General features: G+C 72.1%; 19 protein-coding genes. 9 read left to right on the top strand and 10 right to left on the bottom strand.

Going from position 1 to position 21,238, the window contains the following annotated elements; translation table 11 throughout:
• Positions 1-4: 4 nt before the first annotated feature.
• The 3 genes from ACWDLG_RS22295 to zwf all read left to right on the top strand — a co-directional run bounded on the left by ACWDLG_RS22295 (position 5) and on the right by zwf (position 4,014).
• A complete protein-coding gene (locus ACWDLG_RS22295) occupies positions 5-961 on the top strand; it encodes an acetylxylan esterase (RefSeq protein ID WP_449922628.1) in 957 nt (318 codons plus the stop codon).
• Positions 962-1,031: 70 nt separating this feature from the next.
• Positions 1,032-2,657 (top strand): glucose-6-phosphate isomerase, encoded by a 1,626-nt coding sequence (gene pgi / locus ACWDLG_RS22290; RefSeq protein ID WP_449922626.1) that lies wholly within the window; start codon positions 1,032-1,034, stop codon positions 2,655-2,657.
• Between the two features lie 4 nt (positions 2,658-2,661).
• Positions 2,662-4,014: a glucose-6-phosphate dehydrogenase gene (zwf, locus tag ACWDLG_RS22285; protein ID WP_449922624.1), complete on the top strand. Its 1,353-nt coding sequence runs from the start codon at positions 2,662-2,664 to the stop codon at positions 4,012-4,014.
• 3 nt (positions 4,015-4,017) lie between these two features.
• On the opposite strand, the gene ACWDLG_RS22280 is transcribed toward zwf, so the two are convergent.
• The 5 genes from ACWDLG_RS22280 to ACWDLG_RS22260 form a co-directional block, all read right to left on the bottom strand.
• Positions 4,018-4,857, bottom strand: coding sequence for an alpha/beta fold hydrolase (locus ACWDLG_RS22280; protein ID WP_449922622.1), 840 nt, complete (start codon positions 4,855-4,857; stop codon positions 4,018-4,020).
• Positions 4,858-5,068: 211 nt separating this feature from the next.
• Positions 5,069-6,073, bottom strand: coding sequence for a HEAT repeat domain-containing protein (locus ACWDLG_RS22275; protein WP_449922620.1), 1,005 nt, complete (start codon positions 6,071-6,073; stop codon positions 5,069-5,071).
• Between the two features lie 6 nt (positions 6,074-6,079).
• Positions 6,080-6,748 (bottom strand): HEAT repeat domain-containing protein, encoded by a 669-nt coding sequence (locus ACWDLG_RS22270; protein WP_449922618.1) that lies wholly within the window; start codon positions 6,746-6,748, stop codon positions 6,080-6,082.
• 189 nt (positions 6,749-6,937) lie between these two features.
• Complete coding sequence (locus ACWDLG_RS22265) at positions 6,938-7,111, bottom strand: hypothetical protein (protein ID WP_449922616.1); 174 nt, start codon at positions 7,109-7,111, stop codon at positions 6,938-6,940.
• Between the two features lie 110 nt (positions 7,112-7,221).
• Positions 7,222-8,412 (bottom strand): esterase-like activity of phytase family protein, encoded by a 1,191-nt coding sequence (locus ACWDLG_RS22260; protein WP_449922614.1) that lies wholly within the window; start codon positions 8,410-8,412, stop codon positions 7,222-7,224.
• Positions 8,413-8,569: 157 nt separating this feature from the next.
• Between ACWDLG_RS22260 and ACWDLG_RS22255 the strand changes: the two genes are divergently transcribed.
• The gene (locus tag ACWDLG_RS22255) at positions 8,570-8,926 is read left to right on the top strand and encodes an arsenate reductase family protein (RefSeq protein WP_354913306.1); all 357 of its coding nucleotides are present in this window, start codon (positions 8,570-8,572) and stop codon (positions 8,924-8,926) included.
• Here the strand turns inward: ACWDLG_RS22255 and ACWDLG_RS22250 are convergent.
• Together ACWDLG_RS22250 and ACWDLG_RS22245 are read right to left on the bottom strand one after the other, a co-directional pair.
• Positions 8,923-10,788 (bottom strand): alpha/beta fold hydrolase, encoded by a 1,866-nt coding sequence (locus tag ACWDLG_RS22250; protein ID WP_449922612.1) that lies wholly within the window; start codon positions 10,786-10,788, stop codon positions 8,923-8,925. The two genes, ACWDLG_RS22255 and ACWDLG_RS22250, sit on opposite strands and share 4 nt — an antisense overlap.
• An 82-nt stretch (positions 10,789-10,870) precedes the next feature.
• A complete protein-coding gene (locus tag ACWDLG_RS22245) occupies positions 10,871-11,428 on the bottom strand; it encodes a TetR/AcrR family transcriptional regulator (RefSeq protein WP_449922610.1) in 558 nt (185 codons plus the stop codon).
• A gap of 1,014 nt (positions 11,429-12,442) precedes the next feature.
• On the opposite strand from ACWDLG_RS22245, the gene ACWDLG_RS22240 reads away from it, so the two are divergent.
• Entirely contained in the window at positions 12,443-12,757 is a 315-nt protein-coding gene (locus ACWDLG_RS22240) for a hypothetical protein (protein WP_449922608.1), read from the top strand.
• A 173-nt stretch (positions 12,758-12,930) separates the two neighbouring features.
• Positions 12,931-14,838, top strand: a complete 1,908-nt coding sequence (locus ACWDLG_RS22235; protein ID WP_449922606.1) for an ArnT family glycosyltransferase — start codon at positions 12,931-12,933, stop codon at positions 14,836-14,838.
• A 106-nt stretch (positions 14,839-14,944) separates the two neighbouring features.
• Here ACWDLG_RS22235 and ACWDLG_RS22230 read toward each other — a convergent pair whose 3' ends face one another.
• Positions 14,945-16,063, bottom strand: coding sequence for an ROK family transcriptional regulator (locus ACWDLG_RS22230; RefSeq protein WP_449922604.1), 1,119 nt, complete (start codon positions 16,061-16,063; stop codon positions 14,945-14,947).
• A 67-nt stretch (positions 16,064-16,130) separates the two neighbouring features.
• Between ACWDLG_RS22230 and ACWDLG_RS22225 the strand changes: the two genes are divergently transcribed.
• Genes ACWDLG_RS22225 through ACWDLG_RS22215 form a run of 3 tightly spaced genes read left to right on the top strand, consistent with a single transcriptional unit; the run spans position 16,131 to position 19,312 of the window.
• Positions 16,131-18,245 carry an alpha-galactosidase gene (locus ACWDLG_RS22225; RefSeq protein WP_449922602.1) on the top strand — a complete coding sequence of 705 codons (2,115 nt, stop codon included), beginning with the start codon at positions 16,131-16,133 and terminating at the stop codon, positions 18,243-18,245.
• A gap of 4 nt (positions 18,246-18,249) precedes the next feature.
• Positions 18,250-18,600 carry a GerW family sporulation protein gene (locus ACWDLG_RS22220; protein ID WP_449922601.1) on the top strand — a complete coding sequence of 117 codons (351 nt, stop codon included), beginning with the start codon at positions 18,250-18,252 and terminating at the stop codon, positions 18,598-18,600.
• A 46-nt stretch (positions 18,601-18,646) separates the two neighbouring features.
• Positions 18,647-19,312, top strand: a complete 666-nt coding sequence (locus tag ACWDLG_RS22215; RefSeq protein WP_449922599.1) for a YoaK family protein — start codon at positions 18,647-18,649, stop codon at positions 19,310-19,312.
• On the opposite strand, the gene ACWDLG_RS22210 is transcribed toward ACWDLG_RS22215, so the two are convergent.
• Both ACWDLG_RS22210 and ACWDLG_RS22205 read right to left on the bottom strand, forming a co-directional pair.
• A complete protein-coding gene (locus ACWDLG_RS22210) occupies positions 19,231-19,932 on the bottom strand; it encodes a hypothetical protein (protein WP_449922598.1) in 702 nt (233 codons plus the stop codon). The two genes, ACWDLG_RS22215 and ACWDLG_RS22210, sit on opposite strands and share 82 nt — an antisense overlap.
• Positions 19,933-20,034: 102 nt before the next feature.
• Positions 20,035-21,201 (bottom strand): cytochrome P450, encoded by a 1,167-nt coding sequence (locus ACWDLG_RS22205; RefSeq protein ID WP_449922597.1) that lies wholly within the window; start codon positions 21,199-21,201, stop codon positions 20,035-20,037.
• Positions 21,202-21,238: the final 37 nt, after the last annotated feature.

The following is a 21,238-nucleotide window of genomic DNA, read 5'->3' as shown; positions in this document are numbered from 1 at the left end:
GGCTTTGATCCCGCGGCACGAGTTCACCTTCGACCCGACCTACGGCTACGACCTCGACGCGCTGCTGGCCGTACCGGCTCCGCCGGCGCCCGCCGACTTCGCGGCGTTCTGGCGCGGCACACACGAGCAGGCGATGGCGGTCAGCGTCGCGCCCAAGCTCGGCCCCGCCGAGTGGGAGGCCGACGGCCTGCGCTTCCACGGCGTGACCTACACCTCCGTCGACGGGTTCAGGATCGGCGGCTGGCTCAGCCTCCCGCTCGACGGCCGCGTCACCAGGGCGCGCGTCGTCGCCCACGGCTACGGCGGCCGCGACCACCCCGAAGTCAGGGTCAACATCCCCGGCACGGCCACCATCTGGCCGTGCGCCCGCGGCCTGCCCGCCCGCAGCCTGCATCCCGGCATCCCCGCCGACGCCCAGCGGCACGTGCTGCACGGCATCGGCGCCCGCGAGACCTACATCCACGGCGCCTGCGTCGCCGACATGTGGTGCGCCGCCACCGCGCTGGCCGAACTCGTCCCCGAGGCCGCGGCCGTCCGGCTCGACTACATCGGCTCCAGCTTCGGCGGCGGCATCGGCCCGTTCGTGCTCGCCTTCGACGACCGGTTCACCAGCGGCGCCCTGGTCATCCCCAGCTTCGGCAACCACCCGCTGCGCGTGACGCTGCCGTGCACGGGAAGCGGCGCGGCCGTCCGCGACCACTACGCCGCCCACCCCGAGGTGCTCGACGTCCTGGCCTACTTCGACGCCGCCACCGCCGCCACCTTCGTACGCCGCCCCGTGCACGTGGGCGCCGCCCTGTTCGATCCCTCCGTCCCGCCTCCCGGGCAGTTCGCCATCTACAACGCGCTCGCCGGCCCCAAGGAGCTGTTCGTGCTGGAGACCGGGCATTACGCGCACCCGGAAGAAGCGGCGCAGGAGGCGGCGTTGACGCAGTCGCAATATCGGTTCATGACCGCTTGATAACCTCCCCGCGGTGCGATGGATCATCCATCGCGGGTAGGTCGTCAGGTTGAGAGTGCGAGGAGGAGACGTGGACATCACTCGGAGCGGCGAGTGGGCGGCGCTGAAGGCCAACCACGAGGCCGTGGCGGGCAGGCACCTGCGCGAGCTGTTCGCCGAGGACCCCGGCAGGGTCGAGCGGATGAGCATGACCGCCGGTGACCTGTACCTCGACTACTCCAAGCATCGCGCCACCGCCGAGACGATGGAGCTGCTGCTGGCGCTGGCCGAGCGGGCCGGACTGCGCGAGCGGATCGAGGCCATGTTCTCCGGCGAGCACATCAACGTGAGCGAGGACCGGGCGGTCCTGCACGTGGCGCTGCGCATGCCCGCCGACGCCAAGCTGGTCGTCGACGGGCAGGACGTGGTCGGCGACGTGCACGCCGTCCTGGACAAGATGAGCGACTTCAGCGCCAGGGTGCGCTCGGGCGAGTGGAAGGGCCAGACCGGCCAGGCCATCAGGACCGTGGTCAACATCGGCATCGGCGGCTCCGACCTCGGGCCCGCCATGGCCTACGAGGCGTTGCGCGACTACGCCGACGCCGGCATCGCCGCCAGGTTCGTCTCCAACATCGACCCCGCCGACATCCACGGCGCGCTGCGCGACCTCGACCCAGCCACCACGCTGGTCATCGTCAGCTCCAAGACCTTCACCACGCTCGAGACGCTGACCAACGCCAGGGTGGCCCGCCAGTGGCTGGTCGGCGCGCTCGGTGAGGAGGCCGTCGCCAAGCACTTCGTCGCCGTCTCCACCAACGCCGAGAAGGTGGCCGAGTTCGGCATCGACACGGCCAACATGTTCGGCTTCTGGGACTGGGTCGGCGGCCGCTACTCCTACGACGGCGCCATCGGCCTGTCGCTGATGATCGCCATCGGGCCCGAGCGCTTCCGGGAGATGCTCGACGGCTTCCACACCATCGACGAGCACTTCCGCAGCGCGCCCTTCGAGGCCAACATTCCGGTCATCATGGGCCTGCTCGGCATCTGGTACGCCGACTTCTTCGACGCGCAGACCCACGCCGTCCTGCCCTACAGCCAGCGCCTGCACCGCTTCCCCGCCTACCTGCAGCAGCTGACCATGGAGTCCAACGGCAAGTCGGTGCGGGCCGACGGCACGTCGGTGACCGTACCGACCGGCGAGATCTACTGGGGCGAGCCAGGCACCAACGGCCAGCACGCCTTCTACCAGCTGCTGCACCAGGGCACGCGGCTGGTGCCGGCCGACTTCCTCGGCTTCGCCGAGCCGTTCGAGGACGCCGACGGCATGCACGACCTGCTCACCGCCAACCTCCTCGCGCAGACCTCCGCGCTGGCCTTCGGCAAGACGGCGGAGGAGATCGCGGCCGAGGGCACGGCCGCCGAGATCGTGCCGCACAAGGTGATGCCGGGCAACCGGCCCACCTCCACCATCCTCGCGCCCAAGCTGACGCCGGCCACGCTCGGCCAGCTCGTCGCCCTCTACGAGCACATCGTCTTCGTCGAGGGCACCATCTGGGGCATCGACTCCTTCGACCAGTGGGGTGTCGAGCTGGGCAAGAAGATGGCGCTCGACCTGGCGCCCGCGCTCACCTCGGCCGAGGCTCCTGCACAGGTGCCCGACGCCTCCACCGCCGCGCTCGTGCGCGCTTACCGGAGGCTCAGGGGCAGGAAGGTGTGAACCCATGGCGCTGGTCCTGTTCGGCATCACCGGCGACCTGTCGAAGAAGATGCTGTTGCCGGCACTCCACCGGCTCGCCGAGACGGGCCAGCTGAAGGAACCGGTCGTCGGGGTCGCCAAGACCGACCTCGGCCTCGACGGCCTGCGCGCCTTCGCGCGCCAGGCCGTCGGGCAGGACCTGTCGCCGCACCTCGACCTGCGGCTGGTCGCCGGTGACCTCGCCGACCACGGCACCTACGAGCGGCTGCGCGATCAGGTCAACGGCCTCGGCCACCTCACCCACTACCTGGCGGTGCCGCCGTCGCTGTTCGCCACCGTGGCCAAGGGCGTGGCCGCGGTGGGGCTCAACACCGGCTCGCGGCTGGTGGTGGAGAAACCCTTCGGGCACGACGTGGAGTCGGCCAGGCAGCTGAACGCCGAACTCCTCACCTGCTTCGAGGAGGAGCGTCTCTTCCGCGTCGACCACTACCTCGGCAAGGAACCCGTCGAGGACCTGATCGTCTTCCGCTTCGCCAACACCATGCTCGAACCCATCTGGAACCGCACCTACGTGCGCAGCGTCCAGATCACGCTGGCAGAGACCTTCGGGGTGGAGGACAGGGGCGCCTTCTACGACCGGGTCGGCGCGCTGCGCGACGTCGTGCAGAACCACCTGCTCCAGCTGCTGGCCTACACCGCCATGGACGCCCCGCCGTCGGCCGACGCCCGCGCCGTGCTCGACGAGAAGTGGCGGGTGCTGCGCTCGGTCCGCGCCGTTCAGGAGTCCGACGTGGTGCGCGGGCAGTACGAGGGGTACCGCGACACGCCGGGGGTCGCGAAGGACTCGCGCACCGAGACGTTCGTCGCGTTGCGCGCCACCATCGACAACTGGCGCTGGGCGGGCGTGCCGTTCTGCGTCCGCACCGGCAAGTGCCTGCCCGTCGACGCGCTGGAGATCGTCGTCGAGCTGCACCGGCCGCCGGTCGCCTACTTCAGCGCCCGGCCGGCGCCCAACCTGCTCAGGTTCCGGATGCACCCGGACGCCGGCGTGACCTTCGACCTGCTGGCCAAGGAGCTGGACGTGCTCGACCGGACGCACGAGGTGGCGGTCTCCGTCGACTTCGCCACGGCGCTCGGGCCGGCCGAGGCGGCCTACGAGCAGGTCCTGAAGGACGCGCTCGCCGGCGACCCCCGGCACTTCGTGCGCTTCGACCTGGTGGAGGAGTCCTGGCGGATCGTCCAGGACCTCCTCACCTCCGACGTCGAGCCCGAGTCCTACGCGCCGGGGACCTGGCCCGAGGCCGCCTCGCGGATCGCGCCCGGCGGGTGGCACAGCGTGGGGGCGACGACCGGCGAGAGGGCCTCGCCGGGCCGCTAGCGCTCATGCCCGGAGGAACTCGGCGATCGGCTCGGCCTGGCCGAAGACGGCGTGACCGACCTGGGGGAGCAGGTTCACGGTCGAGTGCGAGACGCACTCACGCACGCGCCGCGCGGTCTGGTGGGAGTCGAACATGGCGTCACGGTCACCGACGATGACGAGTACGGGCATGGTGAGGCCGCGCAACGCGTCGTCGGAGAACACCGGGAGCTTCTCCCTGCGCGGGTTGAAGTGCGTGAAGGTCAGGACGACGGCGTCGAGCGCCTGCCGGTCCTTCTCCCCGTCCAGTCCTGCGACGGCCATCGCCGACTCGCGCAGTCCGCCGCGTCGGAACGGGCCGGTCAGGAGAGCCTTGAAGATCCAGCCGACCTTCTGCCGTCCCACGCCGCCGGGGCACATCAGGGCCAGGCGGGTCACTCGCTCTGGACGGCGGATGGCGTAGTCCAGGGCCGTCCAGCCGCCGAGGGACGTCCCGACGAACGCGGCGCCGGTGATCCCGAGCCCTTCCAGTACGTCGTCCAGCCAGAGTGATACGGCGTCGGAGCCCAGGGCGGGGCGCGAGGGCGCGCTCAGGCCCGGCTCGCCGACGAGGTCGACGGCGTACGTGCGGAAGTGCTGAGACCAGGTGGCGACATCTTCCCGCCACATCGACGCGTTCGCGCCGGAGCCGTGCAGCAGCACCAGGGGCGGCGCGTCCTTTGGGCCGGAGACGAGGACGAAGGTCTCGCCCTCGCGAGTGGGCACCCGTACGTGCTCGGCGGGCACCGGCCAGGCGTCCAGTACCTGCCGGTACTGGTCGAGGAGTTCGCGTCCACCGGCCTCGGACTTGTAGATCATGGTCATGACACCTGCACCGCCAGCCGCGCGTCTCGCGCATCGAGATTTGGAACGAACCACACGAGGTCGGCCATCGGGACCACCTCCTTGGCACCAGCGAAGACCTTGTCACCGTGTCAAGGTCAAATGGGTTCACGCCGCGGGATCACCAGGCATTCGCTCCGCGGCGAGCAGAGGATCCCCTTGTCCAGGCACCCAGCACCCCGGGAAAGATCCGTCATCGCGCGTCGCGGATCCCGAGAATGTATGTCGCGGTAAGCGCGACGGCACGGTCTTCGTCATGTGACAGATCCGCGAGGGCTCGTGACGCTGTGGTTCCCGGGATGTCCGCGAGCGCCTGTGTCAGCCGTCGACGTGCAGCCGATTCAACGGCGCCGTGGGCGAGGCGATCGACGAGCCTGGTAGCGATCTGATCCGCCAACGCGGGGCGACCCGCCAGCGCGCTCAGGGCATCGGCCGCATCGACGTCATTCGTCCCCTCGACGACCATGTCGATGAGCGTCGGGACCGCGTCGGCTCCGCCCCGTGCCCCGAGTGCCAGAGCCGCGTACCCGCGGACCACGATGTCGGGGTTCGTGAGGGCGTCCCGCAGCAGCGTGGTCGCCTCGCCGTTCGGAAACTCGGCGATGGACTGGACGGCACGTTTGCGCACCTCGGCCACTGGTGAGCCGAGGCCCTCCGCCAGCAGCGCCAATCCGGCATCGCCCGATCGCGCCAGAGCCCATCGGAGGGCTCCGGCGACGTTCGGGTCCGTTTCGCTCAGCGCTGCCTCGACCAGTGCTTCCACCGGCACCGGAACCTCTTCGGCTGAGGACAAGGCCGCGCGCTGGCGCTTCCCGGCGCTCTTCGAGCGCAACGCCTGCAGGAGTGCGACGACCTGGAGGACATCCTCCCAGCCGGCGGGTTCTACGGCGTCGATCCGACGCAGTCGCGTGAGCAGTTCCGTCTCAGCTGCGATGCGTTCTCGCGTCTGGCGGATGAGGTCGTCGACGAGCTCTGAGGGCGTGAAGTCGGGATCGTCGAGCGCGCGCCCGACGTCACGCAGCGACAACCCCAAGGACCGCAGGCTCTCGATATGGAAGATCCGCCGAACGTCCTCGCTGGAGTACTCCCGATAGCCTGCGCCGCTACGACCTGTCGGCCGCACCAGACCAAGTGAGTCGTAATGCCTGAGCATGCGGGCGCTGACCCCGGACCGTCGTGCCACGTCACCGATCAACACTGCCCATCACTCCTCCTTGCTGACGCTGCCGAGCGCTACGACGCGCTTGGCCTCCTCGATCGCGAACTCGAATCCGGCGTCCGGGTCGCGCAACAGCCGTTCCGTGGCGATCGCGTGCGCGCGCACCCGGGGGTCGAGATCCGTCATCGCGGCGCGCAACGTTGGCACGATCACCTCACCGAGCGCGATCAGCGCCCGGCTGAGGCTCAGCCGCATCTCGCGTCCGCCGCGCCCGAGCTGCGTCGACAACACCGCGGCCAACTCGGGCTCTTCCCCTTCAGGCACCAGCACGACCGCCGCCCGCCAAGCGCTCCGCGCCACCTCATCGTCGGCGTCGGACAGAAGCGCCCGTGTGATCGCCGGCCACGCTTGCCGATCCCCGATCTTGGACAGCGTGTGCAATGCCTGGCTTCGTGCCTGCGCACGTTCCGAGCGGACTTCCTTGAGAAGCTCTGGGACCGTCATCGACGCCGAGTGGCGAGTGAGTGCCCACGTCAGCATGTCGCGCACATGGAATTCGGGCTCGATCGCGCATCGTTCGATGAGCTTGTCGATGAACCGCGGGTCAGGGGTCGTGCCGACCGCCAGCGCTGCCCGCAGCCGCACCGACGAGCTGCTGTCCTCCAGTCCCTGGAAAGCTCGAATCGTATCCGTGTCCTGTTTCTGTACGGCCATCGGGACCACCTCCTTGGCACCAGCGAAGACCTTGTCACCGTGTCAAGGTCAAGTGGGTTCACGCCGCGGGCAGGCGATGCGGAGACGCCAGGAGCTTGCGGACGGACCAGCGGGTGAACCGGGTTCGGTGGCCATCTGGATGACGAAGGCGTCGTCGTCATCACTGAGCAGACGGGGCCGGCCGCCCGGTCACCGAGGGTCCCGGCGGGCCGGCCCGATCTGGTTGAAGCGGTGGATCACATCGCGGACGGTGTCCTCATCGGCCCGCACCAGCCGGGCGATGACCGGCCCGCGTTGCCGCCGGTCGAGGCCGGCACGATCATCGCCCGCCGACAGCGCGCCGTACTCGTGCCGCCTCGCCACCCTGCTGGATCCGTGAGCCCGCTGACCCTGACCGTTCGGGCCATCCTGCCTCCGAACGCCGATCGCACGCGATCGGCGCCATCCAGGCGGCAGGAACGCCCTCCACGCCGCTAGCGATAGACCCTGTCGTCGGCGTGGAGCGGGCGGGCCAGGCGGATGGTGATGAACTCGTTGTCGTCGGGGCTGCCCGGCCTGCGACCGGACGAGAACGGGAAGTTGTTGTCGTTGAGGAGGCCGAGCGTCCGGTCGTCGAGGATGATCACATCCTCGATCGTCTGGAACGGGAACCGGAACGTCCCGGCGGGCGAGGCGAGGTCGAGCAGGTCGGCGACCAGCGTCTTGTCGAGCGCGCCGTCGCCGTCCCGATCCCGCTTGTCGGCCAGGTAGACGCGCTTGACCTTGGCCGCGTCGCCCTCCAGGTTGTCCCGCTCGATGATCAGGAACCGGTGCCTGTCGACGGCGATCGCGTCGCCGATGGCGTGCGACGGGTCGTCGAGGCGGTAGGTCCACCGGCGGTCGGTGTAGGCGCGCCTGCGCAGGTCGAACTCGTACATCCGCAGGGTGCCCGCGGGATCCCCGCTCACCGTGCCCTCGAGCAGGGGATACAGCCGCCGGCCGTCCACCGACCTGGCCAGCCCCTCGAAGCCCTTGCTCCTGCCGAGATTGGGCTGGGCCCCGTCGAGGCCCGGATTCTCCGGCGCCTTGACACCGGGCAGCTCGATCGGGGCGTCGACGAGCTCGCCCCGCCCGTTGACGTGCAGCAGGAACGGGCCGAACTCGTCACCGATCCAGTAGGTCCCGTCGGCGGCCCGCACGATCGACTCGACGTCGAAGTCGGCGCCGGTGAGCGTCCGGTCGGGCCTGGTCAGCGGGAACGGCACCAGGCCACGCGGGTCCGACAGGTTGAAGCCGCCGAGCACCCGCACGGTCTTCGCGGCGAAATCAGGCTTGATCTGGTGCACGCGCAGCAGGAAGTCGGCACTGTTGGCCTTCGCGCCGAAACCGTTGTCCGACAGGACGTCGAAGACACCGTCACCGCGGCGCGCGATGCCGCTGAAACCCTGCACCGGCTGCCCGGGGAAGGGCGGCGTCACACCGTTGATCGGGGTGGTGCCCAACTGCGCCCCGGACGGCGGGCTGCCCGGGACGAAGGTCCGCGCCGGCAGCGAGGCGAAACCCGTCAGCGTCGCCCTGCCGTCGCCCCCGGGCCTGGGGTCGGCACCGGGGTCGGCAGCGGCGGCGGGAGCGGTGGCGCCGAAGGCCAGCGCGCCCGCGCACATCATCATCGCGATACGTCTCATGGCGGGCACCTTAGGGATGTCACATGTCCGGCTGCCGAACAGCGGGCGACGTGCAGCCGGCGGGGCGTCTCGCGTGCGGAGGCGGGCCGCCGATTGGCGCGCCCGACGGCCGGCTTGCTATACCGGGCAGGTCCCCGCATGAGAAAGCGTTGAGGTCATGGAAATCTGGATCAACCCCGACTGCTCCAAATGCCGGTCCGCGCTGTCCATCCTGGACGCCGCGGCGGCGGACTACACGGTGCGCCGCTACCTGGAGGACCCCCCGACCGCGGACGAGATCCGTGACGTGCTGTCCAGGCTCGGCCTCGAACCGTGGGACATCACCAGGACGGGCGAGGCCAGAGCCGTCGAACTCGGCATGAACGACTGGCCGCGTGACCCGCACGATCGCGAATCCTGGATCAGGGCGCTGGCCGACAACCCGATCCTGATCCAACGGCCGATCATCACCGCCGACGACGGCTCGGCGGTGATCGGGCGTAACGAGGAGGCCGTGCGCTCCTCCCTCCGCTAGTCTCGCGCCCGCACCCGAGCCCGGCTTTCCCGGCGCGCTGCGTCGGCGACCTCGGCGGGGTGGGTGAGCTGCGGGTGATGTCCCGCTCCCGGGATCTCGGTCACCGGGTGGTCGACGGCCGTCACCAGGGGGTCGGCCGATCCCACGACGATCTCCACCGGGACGGTGACCCTGGCGAGCAGCCGCCGCGACGTCTCACGTTCGGCGTGAGCCGTACGGAGCGCGGCGATCACCCGGCGGGCCACGCCGGGCCTGCGCAGGTCGGCGGCGGCGCCGGACACGGCCGGTCCCTCGGGCAGGCCCAGCGTGCCGGCCAGGCGCGCGGGCGACATCCGGCGCGCCAGCAGGGCGGCCGGCCGCGACCGGGTGAGCCGTGCGGCGGGCCGCTGCAGGAAGGCGGGGGAGACGAGCACGAGCTTGGCGATCCGCTCCGGGTGGTCGACGGCGAAGCGGAGCGCGGGACCGCACGCCAGGGAGTGGGCCACCAGCACCGGCCGCGTCGTGACCGGGCCCATCAGCTCGGCCAGCCACGCCTCCGTCGATGCCTCCCTCGACGCCTTCCTTGATGCCGCTCCCGCCCGTCGTCGGCCATGCCCACGCGTCTCAACGGCTGCGGTGCCCACAGCTGCGGCGGCCACGGATGGGGCGGCCACGGATGGGGCGGCCACGGATGGGGCGGCCACGGACGGGATGTCGGCGGGTGGGATGGGGCCGGCCGGGAGAGGGCCGGAGCGGCCCAGGCCGGGGAGGTCGGCGGCCAGGACGTCGCCCGGCAGGTGCGCGGCGAGCGGCGCCCACACGTCCGCGTTCATGGGCAGGCCGTGGAGGAGCACGTAGGCCGGACGGCGCCGCTCGCCCATCACCCAGGTGCGGCTGCCTGCCACCGCCTGGTAGCCGTACGGCCGCAGCCACGGCATGGCGGCGCCGAAGCGGGCGGCCACCAGGTCGTCCGCCCACCGGCGGAGGGCGTCGGCGACCGGCGGCATCTCCAGGCCGGCGGCGGCGGCGAAGGCGCGGGCACTGGCCGTCGGGTAGCGGTCGGCCGACAGGAACGACAGCGTCTCCGGGTCCGCGCCGGTCAGCCTGCGCGGCAGCCGCCGGACCAGGCCGGCGGGGACGGTACGGCGCGGCGCCCGGACGCCGGCGTGGTCGGCGATCGTCCTGACCAGGTCGGGCAGGAGGGGAGTGGCCTCATCGAGCACCCAGTAGTCCACGCCCGCCTCCCGGGTCGGGATCTCCGCCAGGAAGCGCGCGAAGTAGTCGATCGTGACGACCGGCAGGAAGACGTCGGGCCCGCCGGGAAGCACGGGCAGCCGGCCGTTCCACAGGTCGGCCACCAGCGCGGCCAGGCCGATGTACTGGCCCGGCCCGATCACCGTGCTGGGGTTGGCGATGGTCAGGGGAACGCCCAGTTCGCGCGCCCGCCCGCGGACGGCCAGGTCGGCCTCGAACTTCGACGCCTCGTAGGCGCCCAGCCTGCCGTAGTCGGGACGGCCCTCCGACGCGCTCACCCGGTAGCCGCTGATGTGCACGAGCCGCCGCAGGCCCGGCAAGGTGGCGGCCCACTCCAGCACGTTGAGCGCGCCGGTCACGTTGACGGCTCGGGCCTCGGCGACGCCGAGTCCGAAGGCGAAGCGGGCGGCGGCGTTGTAGACGTCGCGGACCTCAGGCAGGCCGTCGAGTGGCCGGGTGAGGTCGGCGCCGACCACGGTCAGTCCGGCGGTGCCGATCCCCTGGGCGGCCAGCCAGGGGGTGAGGGTGTCCTCGCGGACGGCCGCCGCTACCCGCTGTCCCCTGGTGAGCAGCTCGGCGATGAGGGCGCGGCCGACGAAGCCGGTCGCCCCGAAGACGATGGCGTCCATGATGCCTCCGTTAATAGATCGGTCTACATATTTTGTGGACGTAGTAGGGCCCGGGTGCGTGACCCGGGTGCTCGGGCGGGGTTCAGCGCAGCAGCGTGGCGATCCGGCGCCCGACGCTGCGCAGCGGCTCCCTGCTCCGGTGCGCCCTGGCCAGCAGCAGGGCTCCCTCGATCAAGGCCAGGACGGTGACCGCGAGGTCGCCGGCGTCCGGGCGGCCGGCCAGCATGCCACGCAGCGCCGACTCCCAGCCGGCGTAGACCTCCGAGCAGACCTCCTGCAACGGATCGCTGGTGGCGGCCATCTCCAGCGCCACGGTGGCCACCGGGCAGCCCCTGCGCCACCCCGACTCCTCCAGTCGGTCGCCGAGCCACTCCAGCACCGCCGCGACGAACTCCTCGGCGGACGCGGCGGCCGCCGCCAGGTCGTCCATCGTCTGGCCGATCTCCCCGCCCGCCCGCCGTACGGACTCGCCCACCAGTTGGTCCTTGCCGCCGGGGAAGTGGAAGTAAAGCGATCCCCTCGGTGCGCCGCTGGCCGCGATCACCTGGTTGAGCCCGGCGCCGAAGTATCCGCCGCTCTCGATCAGCTCCTGTGTCGCGTCCAGCAGCCTGGCCCGCGTCTCGGCGCCCTTCTGTCCCATGGAGCTTAAAGTAGACCGGTCTGCATATTTTGCGCAAGCCCCGGGATCGGGCGCTCCCGGCGGGGGCGGGTCGGGTCCTGAAAAGGGATAAAAGGGAACAGGGTCGCCAAGTATTTCGATATGGCGGCACGGTCGAGGGTATCCGTATTTGAGATCTCTTTGCTTCTCAATGATGTGATCGGCAGATTCTCTCACTGTTTCCAGGGTATTTCCGAGCGTGCCGTCGCAGGTCGAGCGCGGTCGAGATGCACGTTTGTCAGAACCCCGAAGTCACCTGGAAGTCAGATGTCCCTTAGTAATATTAAATGGACAAAAGGCCTCGGTCGGAACCGCCGCGCCCTGGCGTGGGCCGCCACCGCGACGATCGTCCTCGCCTCGTCCCTTCAGGCATCAGGAAACGCCAGCGCCGACATCGGCCGGGCCGCGGCCGGCGGCGCGAGGTCGACTGGGCTCGCTTCGCAGGCGAACGCGGGGCTCGTCACGCGCTCGTGCTTCCCGTGGGAGAAGAACTGCAAGCCGTGCCAGTGCCGCCATGGCTCCTGCAAGTGCCCGCCGGGGGCCAGGGGGCCCGTCGGGCCGAGAGGTCCCCAGGGTCCGAGAGGATTGACCGGCCCCAGGGGCGAGAGCGGCGAGACGGGTCCCACCGGCCCCACGGGCCTGACCGGGGAGACCGGTCCGACGGGTCCGTCCGGCGCGACCGGGGACACCGGCGCGACGGGCCCCACCGGGCCGAGAGGCGCCACCGGCGGGACCGGTGCCACCGGACCGCGAGGCGCCACGGGTCCGACTGGACCCAGGGGTGTCACCGGTCCGACCGGGCCGAGGGGTGTCACCGGTCCGACCGGGCCGAGGGGTGTCACCGGTCCGACCGGGCCGAGGGGCGTCACCGGTCCGACCGGGCCGAGGGGTGTCACCGGCCCCACCGGGCCGAGAGGGGCCACGGGGTCGACCGGCCCGTCCGGTGCCGCGGGTGCCACGGGCGCGACCGGCCCGACGGGTCCGCAGGGTCCCGCCGTGAGCATCGACAGCGCGCAGTCCAACAACAACTACTTCACCCTGCTGGTGCCGGCCACCGGGGGCCTGTTCATCCGCGACTCGAACAAGACGCCCACGTGGCAGAACCTCACGCCGATCGTCCCCGCGGGGGAGACGGTGGTCGCCGCGACGATCGTGGACCAGGGGCAGCCGCCGAGCAACGACGTCCACATCTCCATCCTCACCGCCGACGGGCAGGTCTTCCAGGCGGCCTGCATCGTCACCGGCACCTACACCTGGCCGGGCAACTGCGGGCCCTTCGTGAACAACACGCCGCCGAACCTGCGGCAGTGAAACGAAATGGGCGCCGTGTCCGGGAATGTTTCCCGACGCGGCGCCCGCGCGTCATTACCGCGTTTATGTGAAACGCATATCCGCCGGTGGTGCCCGGCATTCTCGGGACGGCAAAGGCGCGCGGATATGGTGTTACCGCACCGGAATTCACTCCCGCCGTTTCAGGGGCCATCGTGGGACCGACGACCGCCACCACTCCGCCGCTCCGTGCCCTTGCGCGCGCCCGGAGAACGGCCCCGCCCCGCCGGTTCTGGGGGGCGGCGCTCGCGGCCGGCTGGCTGGTCCAGGCCGTGCTGCGCGCCGCGCTCGGATTCCAGCACGCCGCGCCCCTGCTCATCCCCGACGAGTCCGGCTATCTCCTGGCCGCGCGGCTGCTGTCCGGCGGCGCCCCGAGCGACCTGTCCTGGCGGACGTTCTACCAGGGCGGCTACGCCCTGCTCATCGCCCCCGCCTACTGGATCAGCGACGACGCCCACACCGTCTATCGCCTGGTGGTGGTCGTCAACGCGCTGATCGGGGCCGGACTCGTGCTCCTGGCGTACGCGGCCTTCCGCCGGATCGGCCTGCCGCGCGGCACGGCCTACCTTCTCGCGCACGTGACCGCGCTGGTGCCGTCCGCCGTCTACTACGCCCAGTTCGCGCTCACCGACGCCGTCCTGCCGGTGATCGTGCTCGGCTGGCTGCTCCTGCTGCACGCCTGGCTCAGCGGCGGCGGCAGGCCGTACGGCGTGGCGGCCGGCGCGACGATCGCCTTCGCCTCCAGCACGCACGCGCGGGGACTCGTCCTCCTGCTCGTGCACGCGTGCCTGCTGGCCTTCGTCGTGGTACGGCACCGCCGTACCGTGGGACGGGGCAGCTGGCTGCCGGTCTCCGTCACCGCGGGCGTGGCGGGCGCCGGATGGGCGTTGAACGCCTGGGTGCGCAGCCAGATCTACCCGAGCGGGGTCGCGCCGCTCGGACAGTGGCTCACCACCCGGCTCAGCACCCTGGACGGCCTGGCGTGGACGCTGTCGGTCGCGGCCGGCCAGCTCTGGCACACGGTCGTCGCCACCGGGGGACTGGCGGGCGCCGGCCTGGTCGCGCTGGCCGCGCTCGTCCTGCGCCGCGGCGGGCCGTCCGGTGGCCGTCCAGCGCGGATCGGGTCGCCTGGCGGGCCGTCCACCGGTCATCCAGCGCCGTTCGGGTCGCTCGGGGGACCGTCGGGGTCGCCTGGCGGGCCGTCCGCCGGTCATCCGGCGCCGCCGTCGGGGTCGTCCGGCGGACCGGCGGCCGACCGGATGGTGGCGGGGACGACGCTGGCCGCCGTCGCCGGCATCGCCCTGGCCACCTCGGCCGCCCTGCCGAGCGAGGGCACCGTCGCCAACCTCGCCTACGGCAGGTATCTGGCCTGCCTGACGCCGGTGCTGCTCGTCGCCGGGCTGGCGGTGCTGGCCAGGGCCCGGCGGGCGGCGGCGGCGCGAGCGGCCCTGGCGACGGGGGTGCTGACGCTGCTGGCCATGGCGGTCGTGCGGCTGCACGCGGGGGATCGGCTGTCCCGGGACTTCTTCGGCATGTTCGACTTCCCGGAGATCTGCTTCCTCACCTGGAACTGGGATTCGCTCAGCCTGGGCCAGGCCACGGTGACCGCCGTGCTCGCGCTCACCGTGGCCGTCCTGGTGACGACCCTGGTGCGCCGCACGACCGCGCTGGTCCTCATCGCCGGCGTCTGCGTCGCGGCGGAACTGGCGATCGCCGGGGTGACCGTGTCGAAGGTCACCGCGCCGTGGGGACGCATCCTGGCGTTCGCCACCGACCTGACCCCCGCGGGGCTGCGGGCGGGCGATCGGGTGGGGATGGACTACGCGGGCGTGCACTGGCGGATCTGGGTCTCGCAGGCGTACCAGGTGCCTGCCAGGCTCGTGCCCATCGACCCGGACCACCCCGAGTGGCTTCCCGCCGACGTCAGCCTGGTCGTGATGCCGTGGCCGGTGGGGACGGACATCAGGCGCACCTGGCCGGCCGCCCCGCCGGGCTGGTGGCCGATCACCGGCAACCGTAACCACACCGGTGACTGGGTGGCCTGGCGCCGCGCCCTGACCTGAGAGGCCCCGAGATGGACGAGCCCCGAGATGACGGTCCGGACATGACGGGCCCCGAGATGACGGTCCGGACATGACGGGCCCGTGACGGGCGGCGCGGGCGCGCGCGTCAGGGGACGCCGAGGTCGTGCCTGAGGGCCATCACCGCCGCCCCCCGCGCCCACTCGGTGAACGCGAACGGCTGCACCCGCACCTCCACCGGGTCGCTCGTCCAGTGCGTGTGCTCGGCCAGCGCCGCCTCGAACGCCGGCGCGCACACCGCGTGCATGTGCACCGTCTCCCCGGACAGCACCACCACCTCGGGCCCGATCAGGTTCGCGATCGTGGCCACGATCCGGCCCAGTGCCCGCCCCGCCTCGTCGAAGATCCGCCGCGCCACCAGGTCGCCGGAGCGGGCCAGCTCGAGCGCCTGCTCGAAGGTGAGCCGGGGGCGGTCGAGCGCCGCCCTGGCCGAGCGCCTGATGGCCGGCGCGGCGAGGTAGGCGCGGGCGCAGCCGCGGTGCCCGCGCTCGCAGATCGGCCCGCCCTCGTCGACGGCCAGGTGCCCGATCTGCCCGCTGACGCCCGCCGTGCCGGTCACCAGGCGGTCGTCGACGACGATCCCGCAGCCGAGCCCCTCGCCCACGGTGACCAGCGCGAACGTCCGGTGCCCTGCGGCCGCGCCGAACCAGTGCACGGCCGCCGTCAGGGCGCGCACGTCGTTCTCCAGGACGGCGGGCAGCCCGGTCGCCGCGCTCACCAGCGCGGCCAGCGGAACGTCGTGCCAGCCCAGGAACGGCGAGCGGTGGACGACCGCGTCCGCTCGCGACGCCGTCCCGGCCAGGCTGACGCCCACCGCCGCGGGCGGACCGCCCGCGGACAGGACCGCCACCGCGTCGGCGATCCGGCCGACCACCGGCCTCACGTCGTGCCCGTCGAGCGGCATGCGCACCTCCGCGGTGACCGCCGCCCCCATGTCGGTGCGCACCGCGAACAGCTCCGTCTCGGTCAGCTTGATCCCCACGTACGCGCGGCGCGAGCGCTCGACCCGCAGCGGCACGGACGGGCGGCCGGGGACACCGGCGGGCCCCGGCTCCTCCACCAGGTACCCGGCCTGGAGAAGCGGCCTGGTCAGCTTGGTCAGCACCGAGGGCGACAGGTCGAGCCGCCGGGCCGCCTCGGCTCTGGAGAGCGGGCCGTGCAGGAGCAGTTCGACGAAGACGGCCCGCGCGGCGGGAGAGAGATTCATGGAGTGAACGAAACTTCCCCTCTGGCGACGAAGGAGGCGATCTGCTCTCATGGGGTTTGTGTCTAGTGTGAATATACTCTCGGTTGGTGACCGCGCCTGGGCGGCTCTCACGGCGACCTCCGCGTACGTGTTCGGCGTCGAGGCGGCGGGCGACGACACGCGGGTCGTGCAGTGGTACTGGGGGCCGCGGCTGCCGGAGGAGGCGCTGGCCGAGGTCGTCGGGCAGGTGCCGAGGCGGGTCGGCTCGGGCTTCCACGACCCCCGCGACATCGACGAACTGCTTCCCGTCGAGGGCGGCCGCCGCTGGGGGGTGCCGTCGCTGCAGGCCACGTACGCCGGCGGGGTCCGCTCGGTCGAGCTGTCGTTCGCCAAGGCGGTGCTGTCGGACACCGAGATCGAGCTGGTGCTGCGCGACCCGCTAGGGCTGCGGGTGGGCCTGCACGTGAAGGTGGCGGGGGAGGTCGTCGAGCGCTGGGTGAGCCTCGCCAACGAGGGCGCCCACGCCGTACGGCTCGGCCGGGTCGACTCGGGCAGCTGGGTCGTCCCCGAGCAGGCGGGCTATCGCTACACCGGCGTCGCGGGCGCCTGGGCAGGGGAGACCCAGCTGCACCGGGCCGAGCTGCCGGTCGGCGAGACCACGTTCACCAGCAGGACGGGCACCACCTCGCACCGCGCCAACCCCTGGATCATGATCGACGCCGGTGACGCGACCGAGGAACGGGGCGAGGTGTGGACGGTCGCGCTGGCGTGGAGCGGTTCGTGGCGGCTGACCGCGCAGCGCCGTCCCGAGGGCGACGTCGCCGTCACCACCGGCTTCGGCCACGACGGCCCCGCGTGGGTGCTGGAGCCGGGCGAGAACCTCGTGACGCCGCCGGCGCTGGGCCTCTACAGCGACGGCGGGTACGGCGCGGCCAGCAGGGCCTGGCACGACTACGCCCGCCACCACGTCCTGCCCACGCCGTTCGAGGAGCGGCCCGTCCTGTACAACTCGTGGGAGGCCACCTGGTTCGACGTGCGGGAGGACGGCCAGATCGAGCTCGCCCGCAGGGCCGCCGACCTGGGCGTGGAGCTGTTCGTGGTGGACGACGGCTGGTTCGGCGCCCGCACCGACGACAAGCGCGGCCTGGGCGACTGGTGGCCGAACCCCGACCGCTTCCCGCAGGGCCTGACCAAGCTGTTCGACACCGTTCGCGAGCTCGGCATGCGGGCCGGCCTCTGGGTCGAGCCCGAGATGGTCAACCCCGACAGCGACCTCTACCGCGAGCGCCCCGACTGGGTGCTGCACTACCAGGACCGGCGCCGCGACACGCTGCGCAACCAGCTCGTGCTCAACTACGGCAGGCCGGACGTGCGGGCCTGGGCGGTCGGCTGGCTGTCGGGGCTGGTGTCGGAGTACGGGCTCGACTACTTCAAGTGGGACATGAACCGCAGCTTCACCCAGGCGGGCTGGACCGAGGCGGGGGAGCGGGCCGACCTGCTGTGGATCGAGCACACCCGCGGCGTCTACGAGGTCATGGACACCCTGCGCGAGCGCCATCCGGGGCTGCGCATCGAGTCGTGCTCGGGCGGCGGCGGCCGGGTCGACTTCGGGATCATGCGCCGCACGGACGAGATGTGGACCTCCGACAACACCGACGCCCGCGACCGCCAGGCCATCCAGGACGGCTACTCCTACCTCTACCCGGCGGGGACGATGTCGGCCTGGGTCACCGACAGCCCGAACCCGCACACCAGGCGCGAGGTGCCGCTCGCCTACCGCTTCCACGTGGCCATGGCGGGCGTGCTCGGCATCGGCGGCGACCTGACCAGGTGGTCGGCCGCCGAGCTGGACCAGGCCCGCGAGCTGATCGCGGCCTACAAGGCGGTGCGCCCGGTCATCCAGCACGGCCGCCTGCACCGCCTCGCCGGCACCCCCGGCGTGACCGCCTCGGCCGTGCAGTACGTCCACGAGGACACCGTGGTGGTGCTCGCCTACCACCCGTTCGCGCTGTCGAAGCAGCCGCCCCGCCGGGTACGGCTGGCGGGCCTGGACCCGTCGGCCGTCTACGAGGACGCCTCGGGCGGGCGCCTGCACGGCCAGACGCTCATGTCGCACGGCCTGGCCCTGCCCACCTGGTTCATGAACGGCCCCGACTACCGCAGCGAGATGGTGGTCCTGCGCCGGGTCAATGGATATAGATGACCTCATGGACATGATGGAACTGGTGGAGAAGACGAAAGACGCCGCCACCGTCCGGCGCGTCTTCGGCGAGCCGGTCACCAACGGTGACGTGACGGTCATCCCCGTCGCCAAGGTGGCCCAGGGCGGCGGGGGCGGCGGCGGCAAGCAGGAGGGCGAGCAGCCGCGCCAGGGCTCGGGCGGCGGCTACGGCCTCGGCGCCACCCCCGCGGGCGTGTACGTCATCAAGAACGGCGAGGTCACCTGGCGGCCCGCCGTCGACGTCAACCGCATCGTGGTCGGCGGCCAGGTCGTCGCCGTCGTGCTGCTGCTGACGATCAGGACCATCGTGAAGCACTGGCGGAAGGGGCGGCGATGACCGTCCCGGGCCTGCGGCCGGCCACCTCGACCCGGCCGTAGCTCCCGTGCTGCGCCGCGTCGCCACCTGGCTGCTGCCCGGCGACACCGACCGGCACGGCGTCCTGCCGGCCCTGCTCATCCCCCTGACGTTCGTCACCGGTCTCGTCGACGCCGTCAGCTTCCTGGGGCTGAGCAGGGTCTTCGTCGCCAACATGACGGGCAACGTGGTCTTCGTCGGCTTCGCGCTGGCGGGCGCGCGGCAGCTGTCGCTGTGGTGGTCGCTGCTGGCGATCGGGGCGTTCATGGCCGGGGCCTGGACGGCGGGGCGGCTGATCGCCCGCTCGGCCGTCGAGCGGGCCTTCGCCCCCGTCACGGCCGTCCACCTGACGCTCGTGACGTTGGCGCTGGCGGTCTCGCTGCTGTTCGGCCACCGGGGCGACGGCGCCCAGATCACGCTCATCTCGCTGCTGGCCGGTGGCATGGGCATGCAGAACGCGATCGTGCGCAAGCTGGCCGTCCCCGACATGACGACCACGGTGCTCACGACCACGATCACCGGACTGGCCAGCGAGGCGCCGGGGACCGCCGCCCGGCGCCGGCTCGTCTCAGTGTTCGGGATGTGCGGCGGCGCGCTGTGCGGCGGGCTGCTTCACTTCCACGTGGGCCCGCCCGCGGCGCTGGCGGTCGCGGTGGCGGTGCTGGCCGGTGTCACGCTGGCCGGCCGGCGCTGATCCCTCGGGATCATCGCGTCGCACTCGGCGATCGCGCCGGCCAGGAGCTCGCGCAGGATCGAGTCGGGATCCGGCACGCAGGCCTGCGCGATGCCCACGACGGCGAGCTGCACCGCGTTCGGCGCCGCGTACCTGCGGAAGCCCTTGTCGGTGATCTTCGCGGCGCGGCTGAAGCGCCTGGCCGACTCGGCCGCGTGCGGCGCCTGGGCGAAGGCCCGCCTGCTGCGCTCCTCCAGCCCCGCGGGACGGCCGTCCAGCCTGGCCAGCATCTCCTCGGCGGCCAGCACCGAGACGGCCAGCGCGAGCTGCCGCTCGGCGGCCGCTATGGGCAGGGCGGTGGTCGCGGCGCGCAGGGCCAGCCTGGCATCGATCCGCAGGTCGTCACCGGTCAGCCCGATGATCGAGGGGACGAGCGGGACCAGCTTGCTCCTGTTCTCGTCGGTGGTGTGGTCGTTGACCAGGCGGGCCAGGCCCGCGAGCAGGGGGTGCGTGCACGCGGGATGGTCGCTCCACCGCTCGCCCGCCAGATAGGAGGCCAGCTCCATGAAGCAGGCGCCCTTGCGCGGGTTACGGTGCCTGCCTCGCGACAGGATCGGCATGTGATCGTACAGAGTGTCCACGGCTGCTCCACGCGTTCTGCGCTGATCTGCCCTTTCAGTCTGCGTTCACGTCTGTCCGAAAGCCAGAGGTTGAGACACACGGCAAGCGGCGGATGTCGGCGCTCACCAGGTGAGATGGACGGCTTCGGGGGAGCGGTGGATGAGGGTCGGCAGCATCGCGACCTCGCTGTCGGCCAGCCTGAGGCCCGGGTACCTGGCCGTGAGCTGCTCCAGTGTGAGGCGGACCTGCTCGCGGGCCAGCTGCGCGCCGGGGCAGGCGTGCGCGCCGTGACCGAACGACAGGTGCCTGAGCGGCTCGCGGGTGATGTCGAAGGTGCCGGCGCGGTCGAAGACCGCCTCGTCGCGGCCGGCCGAGCCGTAGGAGACGAAGATCTGCTCGCCCTCCTTCAGCTCGTGGCCGGCGAGGGTGCAGGGCCTGGTGACCGTACGGCGGAAGCCCTGGACGGGGGCCTCGAACCTGGCGCCCTCCTCGATCGCGGCGGGGATGAGGGCCGGCCGCTCGCACAGCAGCTCCCACTGCTCGCGGTGGCGTAGCAGGTTCAGCACCAGCGTGCCGAGCAGGGCACTGGTGGTCAGGTGCCCCGCCAGCAGCAGGTTCTGCAGGTTGGAGACCAGCTCGTGCGGGTCGTCCCTGGTCAGCGCCCTGACCATCTCGCCCACGAGGTCGTCGCCGGGCTCGCGCAGCGCGTAGCCGTGGAGCAGGTGCTGGAGCCCGACGGTCGCGCGGGCCGCGCCTGCCTGCCCGGCGGGCGAGAGCGGCCGGAACAGCAGCGCCTCGGCCTGCCTGCCCGCCTCGACGGCAGGGTGCACGTCGGCCGGGTCGAGGCCGAACAGGTGGCCGAAGACCTCGGCCGGCAGCGGCCTGGCGTAGGCCGCCATCCACTCCACCGGCCCGTCGTCGGGGAAGGCGTCCAGCAGCGCGTGGACCCTCCCGGTGACGTACGGCAGGGCCGCCGCGACCCGCGCGGGGGACAGCCCGCGCGAGATCGGCCGCCGGTAGCGCTGGTGGGCCTCGCCGTCGGTGCTGAGCACGGTCCTCGTCTGCAGGAATCCCTTGGCCAGCTCGGCCAGCGCCTCCTGCCCCGGCACCTGGTCGGGCCGCAGCGCTCCCGCGGAGGAGAAGAGGTCCGGCCTGCTCAGCGCCTCGCGCACGTCCGCGTGGCGGGCGACGAGCCACGCCCCGAGCTCGGGGACGAACGTCAGACCCGGCGTCCGCCTGGCGATGGTGTAGACAGGATGGGGATCGCGGTAGAACGCGTCGAGGTCCACGCGCCCCATCGTGCAGGGGCCGGACGGGACGAGACAA

It is taken from the genome of Nonomuraea sp. NPDC003727 (assembly GCF_053586935.1).
The sequence above is the reverse complement of the archived record's forward strand: the minus strand, read 5'-3'. Positions and strand labels throughout refer to the sequence as shown.

Coding starts and splice junctions, on each gene's coding strand:
- zwf (WP_449922624.1), top strand. CDS start 2,662: ATGGCGCTGGTCCTGTTCGGCATCACCGGCGACCTGTCGAAGAAGATG.
- ACWDLG_RS22280 (WP_449922622.1), bottom strand. CDS start 4,857: ATGACCATGATCTACAAGTCCGAGGCCGGTGGACGCGAACTCCTCGAC.
- ACWDLG_RS22270 (WP_449922618.1), bottom strand. CDS start 6,748: ATGGCCGTACAGAAACAGGACACGGATACGATTCGAGCTTTCCAGGGA.
- ACWDLG_RS22260 (WP_449922614.1), bottom strand. CDS start 8,412: ATGAGACGTATCGCGATGATGATGTGCGCGGGCGCGCTGGCCTTCGGC.
- ACWDLG_RS22255 (WP_354913306.1), top strand. CDS start 8,570: ATGGAAATCTGGATCAACCCCGACTGCTCCAAATGCCGGTCCGCGCTG.
- ACWDLG_RS22250 (WP_449922612.1), bottom strand. CDS start 10,788: ATGGACGCCATCGTCTTCGGGGCGACCGGCTTCGTCGGCCGCGCCCTC.
- ACWDLG_RS22245 (WP_449922610.1), bottom strand. CDS start 11,428: ATGGGACAGAAGGGCGCCGAGACGCGGGCCAGGCTGCTGGACGCGACA.
- ACWDLG_RS22230 (WP_449922604.1), bottom strand. CDS start 16,063: ATGAATCTCTCTCCCGCCGCGCGGGCCGTCTTCGTCGAACTGCTCCTG.
- ACWDLG_RS22220 (WP_449922601.1), top strand. CDS start 18,250: ATGGACATGATGGAACTGGTGGAGAAGACGAAAGACGCCGCCACCGTC.